The sequence below is a fragment of the Shinella sp. genome (assembly GCF_049651085.1).
Classification (GTDB): domain Bacteria; phylum Pseudomonadota; class Alphaproteobacteria; order Rhizobiales; family Rhizobiaceae; genus Shinella.
In genome coordinates this window covers 1-8,240 of sequence record NZ_JBASBL010000024.1, presented here as the reverse complement: position 1 = coordinate 8,240, position 8,240 = coordinate 1, and the positions used below count along the sequence as shown (strand labels likewise).

Sequence of the window (8,240 nt, the reverse complement as noted above, 5' to 3'; positions counted from 1 at the left end):
AACTGCTTCGGCGCCGAGGCGCGCGACAGGGGCCAAAGGCGCGTGCCCTTACCGCCGGCCATGATGACGGGTACGATCTTGCTGCTCATCCATTCCATCCTGATGCTTGAAACCCGCCTTCATGGCGTTCGGCATTCATCGCCTGCCCGCAAAGAAACAGGAGAGGCCTCGGTTATACTCTACAACCGAGGTTTGGCCTGAGCCAGAGCAAGGGTGTGTGCTTGTTTTCTAGGGCATTCCGGCCGTCAGAAACTCTTTTGCTGGCGAAATGCGTTTCGCAAGCGATAGAGCGTTGCGAGGGGAGACGGGAACGGCCGGCGGATGAAGGCCGCCTTCTTGACATAGTCGTCCACGCGCCAGGTGGCCCAGGTGCGGGCGGCGAAGTAGCCCATGTCACCGGCGCGAAGCGTGTAGGATGAGCCATCCTCGTCGGTGATGTGAACCTCGCCTTCGAGAATGACGACCGTCTCATCCCAGTGAAAATACCAGCGGAACGTGCCGGCGGTGCAATCCCAAAGGGCGGAAAAGGAGGAATCGTCCGCGCTTCGGACATGATCGGCGGAGCGCGCCACGGGCGAGCCCTCGATGATCCAGCTCGGTTCGATCGGGGCATCCCTCAGCTGGAGATCCGGAGCGCGCTTGAAGACCGTTTTGACACGCTCTCGCGCAAACGGGCCGTCCGACGAACGGCGTGCAGCAACGGCGAAGGCGCCAGCGACCAATAGCTTCAGAACCAAGATTATGCTCCCTCAAGTCCAAACTCGGGTGCATTCTAGGAAGCAGGAATGAGAATGGGATTGAAAAAGCCGTTAAAATTCTAACGAAAGGGCGGCTTTACCCATCCTGGGTGGTATTTTGGCGCCGTGTGTGCACCACTTCGGGACGGTATGGCCTTCCGGGCATCCTCGGCTATTTCCCCTTAAGCGCGAATACATTGCCCGCTTCACGAGGGGTTTAAGCAAAGATTCACGGCCCTGTGGTTTGGTCGTTCTCTAAGGGGCCGATGCCGTGGCGTGGCCAGCTGCAGCCAATCCGCAAAGAGAGCAAAATGGACTTGATACCGATCATTCTGTTTTGGGCGCTTCTGCTCATCGGAATGGTAAGCCGCGGCCCATTCATCTTCTATCTGCTGTTCGGCTCGATGTCCTTCGGCTCGCTGGCGGTCATTCCGCCCGAAATCACGCAGGGCCTGAGCTTCACCCCTCCCCCGATCATCGCCCTTGCCATCATCTTCGTCTATGGGGGCGGCGCCAACGGACTGTCGCGCATTCTGGACATAGCCCTGCGCCCGTCGCAATGCCTGCTGTTATTCCTGTTCTGGATCGTCGCCGTTTGGGTCACACTGTTCATGCCTCGGCTTTTTGCGGGAATGGTGTCGATCATCCCGATGCGGCTGGAAGAATTCACCACCGGCATTCCGCTCTATCCCACGCAGCAGAACATTTCCCAGCTCATGTATCTGACGATCTCGATCGTGACGGTGTTCGCCTGTGCGCTGGCCCTGCGGTCGGCGGCGACGCGCCAGCATGTGCTAGGGGCCTTCTGCGTCGGCGGCCTTGTGGTGGTGGTGACGGGCATTGTCGATCTTGTCGGCCTCGGCGTCTACCTCGACATGTTCCGGACCGCGCAATATGCCTATCTGACGGATGTCGATATCGCGGATGTCAAACGCGTCGTCGGGTTGATGCCGGAGGCGTCGAGCTACGGGTCTTTGGCCGTGTCGTTCCTCTCGGCGATCTACTTCTTCCGCCGCGCGATCGAAACGTCGTGGCTGCGCCTGTATGGGGCGCCGTGCCTCATCGTTCTGCTCTCGCTTTTCGCCCTGCTCTCCACCTCGTCGGCGGCCTATGCCGGTCTCGGCGTCTTCGGTAGCGTGGCTGCGGCCGAATGGTTCTGGCGCCTCCTGACCGCACGCGAGGGAAGCCGGGCGCGCGAAGGCCTCGTAGTGGAGTTCTGGGTGATCCTCCTCGGCCTCACCGCGATCTACCTGCTGGCGCTTACCTTCCCGGCGCTGTTCAATCCGTTCCTCAAACTGATCGACACGATCATCTTCCAGAAGACGGAGTCCGATTCCTTCGAAGAGCGCAGCATGTGGACGGCAGTTTCCCTCAAGGCGCTGATCGATACATGGGGGCTTGGCGTCGGTATGGGGTCAACGCGCGCATCGAACGGTATCGTTGCGGTGTTCAGCAATAGCGGCGTCGTCGGCGGGCTGCTTTACTATGGTTTCATGCTCCAGACGTTCCTGCGCAGGGCGGCCCCGGGCGACGTGACGGGCGCGGCCATTCTCAACGCGGTTCGTTTCTACATGCCGCCCGTCCTCATCATGGCGACGCTTATCGGCACTTCCGCCGATTTCGGCATCATGAACGCCTGCATCTACGCGCTTGCGGCGGCCACCGCATGGCCGGGAGGCGCACGCGCCGTTGCGCCTGCCGCGTCTCATTCATTCGTCGCCCATCCGGAAAGGTCCCGCTAATGTCTGCCGCCGAAGGCGCTTCCCTGTCCGCGCGCACCATCCGGGCCGGCATCTGGACGGTCGGGGCGCGGTTGTCGTCACGCCTGATCGATTTCGCCGTTCTGCTGGTTCTGGCCCGCCTGCTCGGTCCGGCCGATTTCGGCCTTGTGGCGACGGCGATGACGGTCATCTATATCGTCGAGGCCGTTCTCGAGCTGCCGCTGACATTCGTTCTCGTCCGCCTGCCGGAAGTGACGGACCGCATGTACGATACGGCCTTCACGCTCGGCCTGATCCGCGGTCTTCTCGTCGCCGGCCTGATGGCGGGGCTGTCCTGGCCGCTGGCGTCCCTCTACGGCGACCCTCGGCTCATGCCGCTGATCTGCACACTGGCGCTCGCCCCTGCCGCGCGCGGCCTGATCAGCCCGCGCATGGTGATCTTCGAAAAGGCGCTGGACTTCCGCCGCAAGGGCATCCTGGAATTGCTCGGCAAGGCCGTGGCCGGCGTCATCGCCATTTCGATTGCCGTCGCCACGGGCAATTACTGGGCAGTGGCCGCCGGAACCGTCTCGACCCCGGTCGTGATGATGGTCGTGTCCTACATGATGGCGCCGATGCGGTTGCGCCTGTCGCTGGCCGACTGGCCGCTCTTTTCCAGCATGACGGGCTGGAATTTCCTGTCGCAGATCGTGTCCGCCCTCAACTGGCAGGTCGACCGCCTCATCCTGCCGCTCTATGTCGACATCACTGCCTTCGGCCGTTTCACGACGGCCAACGATATCGCGGCCCTGCCCTTCCAGGCAATCGTCCAGCCGACTTCGGTTCCGCTGTTCTCGGCACTGGTCAATGCGCGGGAAAAAGGCAATCTGGTCGGCGCCTATCTCAAGGCATGTGCCGGCATCGTCATGCTGATGGCGCCGGTCATGTGCTTCATGGCGCTGATGGCGGGGCCGGTGATCCATATCCTGCTTGGCCCCGACTGGAGCAGCGGCGCGCCCATCCTCGCCGGCGTGGCGCTGACCAGCCTGGTGGTCCTGCCGACCGTCCCCATGTCGGCTTTGGTGCTGGTTCTGGATCGCCCGCGCCTCGTGGCTCTGCGGTCCTTCGTCGAGCTGGCGGTGCGCGTTCCCTTGACGGTCGTCGGGATCATCTTCGCCGGCATATCCGGGGCCATTGCCGCGAAGGCGGGCGCGGGCGCAGCGCTGCTGCTGATGACGCTCTTCTCGGTAAGGTCAGTCGCCGGCATCCCGTTCCGCGACCAGCTGCGCAGTAGTCTTTCGCCGATGGTCGCGCTCGTCCCAGGCGTTGCCTTCCTCTACGGCGTGCCGGACCTGACGCAATACGGGCCCTATCTCTACCCCGCCATCGCTCTCGTCGGCATCGTCTTCGGCGCGATTTATGTCGCGGGTCTCTATGGTCTGTGGTGGGTGAGCGGACGGCCCGCGGGCCTCGAATCCTATGTCGCGGAAAAGGCCGCGGCCTACTTCCGGCGATAGCGACAGTCCGGCAGGCCGCAGGTTGCGGCTCGCCGTGACCTCGCGTGTGGATTACATGTCGAGTATGTTGCGCGGGTCGATCCGGCCCGTGAAAAAGTCCTTCAGGGCAAGCAGGTTGCCTTGCAGCCTGCCCCGCCGGTCGACCCAGGGTTCCGGCTTGAAGCTTCTGACGAGATTGGAGGCAATGTTGCGAACCGTCCCGTCCCAGACCTGATACCAGGGCATGTTGCCCTTGCGCTGGATATATATCCTGTTGGCGACTTGCGAATAGCCGAGCCGTTTTCCCGGGCTGCGCCCCGCCTTCTTCGTGCCGAGATGCACGCCGCGCAGCTGGTCGGCCCTGACGATCCTGCCAAAGGGCACAAGCTGGCGCGAGAAGTCGACGTCTTCCAGCCAGGCATAGAACGGCAGGTTCTCATCGAAGCGAATGTCATGCTCACGCACCGGCGCTATGCGAATGGCCATGTTACAGCCGTAGCCGTTGAATGTCGGGTGGAGCAAGGGGGCCTGGGGCGGCCTGTCCGCCGCGAGCAGCTGCTGTCCTTCCTCGAATTCCAGTCCCGGGCCGCGCGCGCCGTCAGCGATCACGTGGCCGGTGGCCACCATGATGTCCGGCTTGCTGACAAACAGCTTCTCGACCTCGGCAAGATAGTTGGCGGCCGGCAGGAAGTCGTCGTCGAAGAAGAGGATGATATCGGCCTTGCAGGCCGCGACCATCACGTTGCGCTGATGCGGCAGGCCGACCGGGCCGGGCAGGACTTCGACCTTGCCAACATAGGCAGAAAGCCCCTCGACATCGACGTCCTCGGGGCGCGAGGGGCAGACGAAGAATTCGTCCGGCCTGCGTGTCTGGTTGTTGAGGAATGTGATCGTCTGCGTCAGGATATCCCGGCGCCCTGCCGTGGCGATGGCGACGGCGATGGTCATTCCATCCTTGCCAATGTTCATGTCCCGGTCCTTGTTCACTTGAGGCGGCCCGCGCTTTTTCGTTTGTTCTGCTAGACGAAACGTCCGCCGCTTTCGGCTTTCCATCGGTCGATGGCGGACGGAAGCCTGCCCTGGCTCGCCTTGCCTGCCGTCTCCAGCCAGCCGGGCACCACATCCGTGGAGCGCACGAGCTTCATGACGCGATCGGGATGAATGCCCAGTCCCATCACGGAGAAGGGCCGCAGCATGGTCGCGACAAGCGTCACCACGCCGCGCGGCACGAGAAATGTGCGCGCGCCCTGTATGGGGCCGGCGCGGAAGGTCTCGACGATCTGCTCCAGCGTATAGCGATCGGGATAACAGCCGTTGAAGAGGACGAAGCGCTCGTCGCGCCGTGCGGCGAAGTCCAGCGCGTCCAAGAGGTCTTCCACGTAGAAGCACGCCTTGATCGTGTCCTTGCGGCCCGGATAGATGAAAAAGCCCTTTTTCAGCAGCTTTGCCATGCGCGTGAAGTTACCGCCCTCGCCCGGTCCGAAGATGACGGCAGGACGGCAAATGACGAGGCGGCGCTGTTCGTTTTCCTCCAGCCAGGCAAGCTGGATTCGCTCCGCCATGAATTTCGACCAGCCATAGGGGGATTCAGGCGCGGGGGGCGTTGCCTCGCGCTTGGTCTCCTCGCTCGGGCCATAGACCGAAATCGAGCTGGTGAATGTGATCTCGTTGATACCGAGCCGGCGCGCCAGCGCCGTGATCGACGTCGCACCGAGAATGTTCGTTTCGTAATATTCGTGGGCCGGATGTCCGGGCGTCGTGTGAATGGCGGCGAGATTGTAGATGCGGTCGATCCGCATGCCGGGATCGAAATCCGAAAGATCCCGAACGTCGCCTTGGAGATACACGACGCCATCCAGCCGCTCGCGCGGCGGGCGGATGTCGACCGAAACCACGCGGTGGCCCTCTGCCGCAAGCCTGCGCACCAGATGCGTTCCGATGAAGCCGGAGCCGCCGAATACGAGGTCGTGTCTGGGCGTTTCCCCTGCCATCGCGTATGCCTCCTGAAATGATATGGGCGCAATATTCAAGGCGCACTTCAGGGGACTCATAAGCGCAACTTCTGGACAATTGCTTAAGCTGCATACGCGCGGGCAAGGAAGTCGCATCGGCGGGCGTCTGTGACCTGCGCGTGCAACGAGTTTGGCGAGCAATTCAGGTTTCTTAAGGAAATTCGGCTTTTGTGGAGCGTGATTTGATTTTCGACACGCCAGTGTCTCGCGGAAGGTTTGGTAATGCACGGTACATCCGCCCAGTCGGGCTCTCACCCTTCCGCGACGATGACCGCGCTTGAGGCCGAAGGCAAATATGGCGCGGCGGATTTTCCCGTTACCTTTGACGGAACGGTCGGTCTCTACCGCCCTGCGGATGCGGCGTTGCTATCGGGCGATACGGCGGTGCTTTTCGTCAGTTCGTGGGGTTTCGAGGAGCTGTGCGCCCGAAAGTTCTGGCGCCTGCTGGCAGCGGATCTCGGGCGACAGGGCATTGCGAGCCTGCGCTTCGACTATCCCGGCACAGGCGATGCGCTGGACCTTGAGGACTATGCCGACGGCCTCGATATCTGGTACCGCAGCATCCTGTCGGCGGCGCAGGTCCTGCGCGATCTTTCGGGCGTCAAGCGCCTGCTGCTGATCGGCCATGGCATCGGGGCAGCGATGGCGTGGAAAGCGGCCGAAAGGCTCGGGGGCGTGGCAGGCATCGCCATGGCTGCCCCCGCAACCTCCGGCCGTCGCTGGGTGCGCGAATTCATGGCGCTCAGCCGTATAGCCGACCACGGTGCGATCAAGCATGCGACGCCACCAAGCGGCCCGGCCATGGGCGAACAGACGATCCCCGACGCCATCCTTGCCGGCATCCGGGCGCTCGACATATCGAAGGCCGAGAACGCGCCTGCTCCAGATGTCCTCGTCCTGACCCAGGAGGGGCGTGCGAACGATGCGGCTTTTGTCGAGCACCTCGCCTCGCTCGGCGTGCGCACGCGCAGCGCGCCGTTCGAGAACTACGACCTGTTCGCTCGCGACGTCTTGCTGTCCATTCCGCCGCGGGCTGCCATAGGCGAGCTGGTATCCTGGGCTTCTGCCCTGAAGGGGACGGATCAGGCGGCCGCCCGGCCGACCTTGCCGGAGAGCCAGCCGCTTGTCGGTGACGGTTTCACGGAGACGCCGGTGCGGTTCGGAAACGGAAACCGTCTCTACGGGATATTGAGCGAACCGCAGGGGCCGCGCCGGGGCGCGACCGTCATGATGCTGTCGACCGGCTATGACAGGATGTCGGGATGGGGGCGGATCACCTCGCGGATCTGCCGCGATCTGGCACGTGCCGGAATTCCGGCGTTCCGCTTCGATTTTGCCAATGTCGCCGACAGCCCACCGCATCCCGATGCGCCCGAGCAGGTCATGTACAATGAAAGCCTGGTGCGCGATGTTGGCGAGGCCATGGCTTTTCTGGAGGCCTGCCGGCTTTCGCCTGTCGTCCTCAGCGGCCGGTGCAGCGGGGCCTATACCGCCTTCCGCAGCGGTATCAGCTACAAGCCCGTCAAGGCTGTCGTGCCCGTCAATCCGTTCGATTTTTCGCTGGCGCCGGATACCGATGTCGACGCCCTCATCAACGCGTCGCTGCAGCCGCTCGCAAGCTATGGCGAAAAGATGCGCAGCGGCGGGTTCTGGAAGCGGGTTCTGCGCGGCGAGGTCAATGTGACGCGCGGCGTGCGGAACCTGTCGCGGATGCTAGTCGCCAAGGGAATCGCCAGAGCGCTGCCGGTCCTCGTGCGCTTCCCGTTCCTGTCGAGCAATCTGCGGCGGGTTACGCGGGACTTCCAGACCATGGCAGCGAACGGGACGCAGGTCTCGCTGATCTATAGCGATGGCGACATCGGTGTGCCCAACCTTGAGGCACGCTTCGGCAGGCAGGGCTACCTCATGGCGCGCTACGACAACACCAACCTCGCCTTCCTTGCCGATGCCGACCACAATCTCACGACTGCGCCTGCCCGTGACTATTGGCGTGCCGAACTGCAGAAGACGGCGCTACGGTTCACGCCTTCGGATTGAAGAAGCGCTTTTATTCCGCCGCGACGTTTGGTTGCTGTTTTGCCTCGTTTTTGTCGCTGTCGCGTTTCAGTTCGAGGAGGTCTGCGAGCTTTCGGGCGGCCTTGTCCCAGGTGAAGGTCTGGGCCTGGGCGCGGCCGGCCAGGCGCATGCGGGCGGCGAGCGCCGGATCGTCGGTGAGGGCGCGGATCTGTTCGATCCAGCGCTCGGCATTGTGCGGGTCGGCGGTCAGGGCGGCATCGCCGCACACTTCCGGCAGCG

The 8,240-nt window shown here is 63.1% G+C and carries 7 protein-coding genes and 1 pseudogene; 3 read left to right on the top strand and 5 right to left on the bottom strand.

Translation table 11 applies throughout. The features are described 5' to 3' along the window. On the bottom strand, positions 1-89 hold an 89-nt coding region (locus tag WA950_RS15945; RefSeq protein ID WP_424552703.1), incomplete at its 3' end, for a sugar phosphate nucleotidyltransferase. A gap of 156 nt (positions 90-245) precedes the next feature. After that, positions 246-737, bottom strand: a complete 492-nt coding sequence (locus tag WA950_RS15940; RefSeq protein WP_424552702.1) for a cupin domain-containing protein — start codon at positions 735-737, stop codon at positions 246-248. 311 nt (positions 738-1,048) lie between these two features. Between WA950_RS15940 and WA950_RS15935 the strand changes: the two genes are divergently transcribed. Beyond that, a complete protein-coding gene (locus WA950_RS15935; protein ID WP_424552701.1) occupies positions 1,049-2,479 on the top strand; it encodes a hypothetical protein in 1,431 nt (476 codons plus the stop codon). Beyond that, entirely contained in the window at positions 2,479-3,954 is a 1,476-nt protein-coding gene (locus WA950_RS15930) for an oligosaccharide flippase family protein (protein WP_424552700.1), read from the top strand. The genes WA950_RS15935 and WA950_RS15930 overlap by 1 nt, the downstream gene beginning before the upstream one ends. 51 nt (positions 3,955-4,005) lie before the next feature. Here the strand turns inward: WA950_RS15930 and WA950_RS15925 are convergent, their stop codons facing one another. Further along, positions 4,006-4,902, bottom strand: coding sequence for a glycosyltransferase family 2 protein (locus WA950_RS15925; RefSeq protein ID WP_424552699.1), 897 nt, complete (start codon positions 4,900-4,902; stop codon positions 4,006-4,008). A 50-nt stretch (positions 4,903-4,952) separates the two neighbouring features. Then, positions 4,953-5,924: an NAD-dependent epimerase/dehydratase family protein gene (locus WA950_RS15920; protein ID WP_424552698.1), complete on the bottom strand. Its 972-nt coding sequence runs from the start codon at positions 5,922-5,924 to the stop codon at positions 4,953-4,955. Positions 5,925-6,167: 243 nt separating this feature from the next. On the opposite strand from WA950_RS15920, the gene WA950_RS15915 reads away from it, so the two are divergent. Continuing rightward, entirely contained in the window at positions 6,168-7,982 is a 1,815-nt protein-coding gene (locus tag WA950_RS15915; protein WP_424552697.1) for an alpha/beta fold hydrolase, read from the top strand. Positions 7,983-7,992: 10 nt separating this feature from the next. Here the strand turns inward: WA950_RS15915 and WA950_RS15910 are convergent. Further along, positions 7,993-8,240: pseudogene (locus WA950_RS15910) on the bottom strand (hypothetical protein); the annotation flags it as partial.

Coding starts and splice junctions, on each gene's coding strand:
- WA950_RS15930 (WP_424552700.1), top strand. CDS start 2,479: ATGTCTGCCGCCGAAGGCGCTTCCCTGTCCGCGCGCACCATCCGGGCC.
- WA950_RS15935 (WP_424552701.1), top strand. CDS start 1,049: ATGGACTTGATACCGATCATTCTGTTTTGGGCGCTTCTGCTCATCGGA.
- WA950_RS15915 (WP_424552697.1), top strand. CDS start 6,168: ATGCACGGTACATCCGCCCAGTCGGGCTCTCACCCTTCCGCGACGATG.
- WA950_RS15920 (WP_424552698.1), bottom strand. CDS start 5,924: ATGGCAGGGGAAACGCCCAGACACGACCTCGTATTCGGCGGCTCCGGC.
- WA950_RS15925 (WP_424552699.1), bottom strand. CDS start 4,902: ATGAACATTGGCAAGGATGGAATGACCATCGCCGTCGCCATCGCCACG.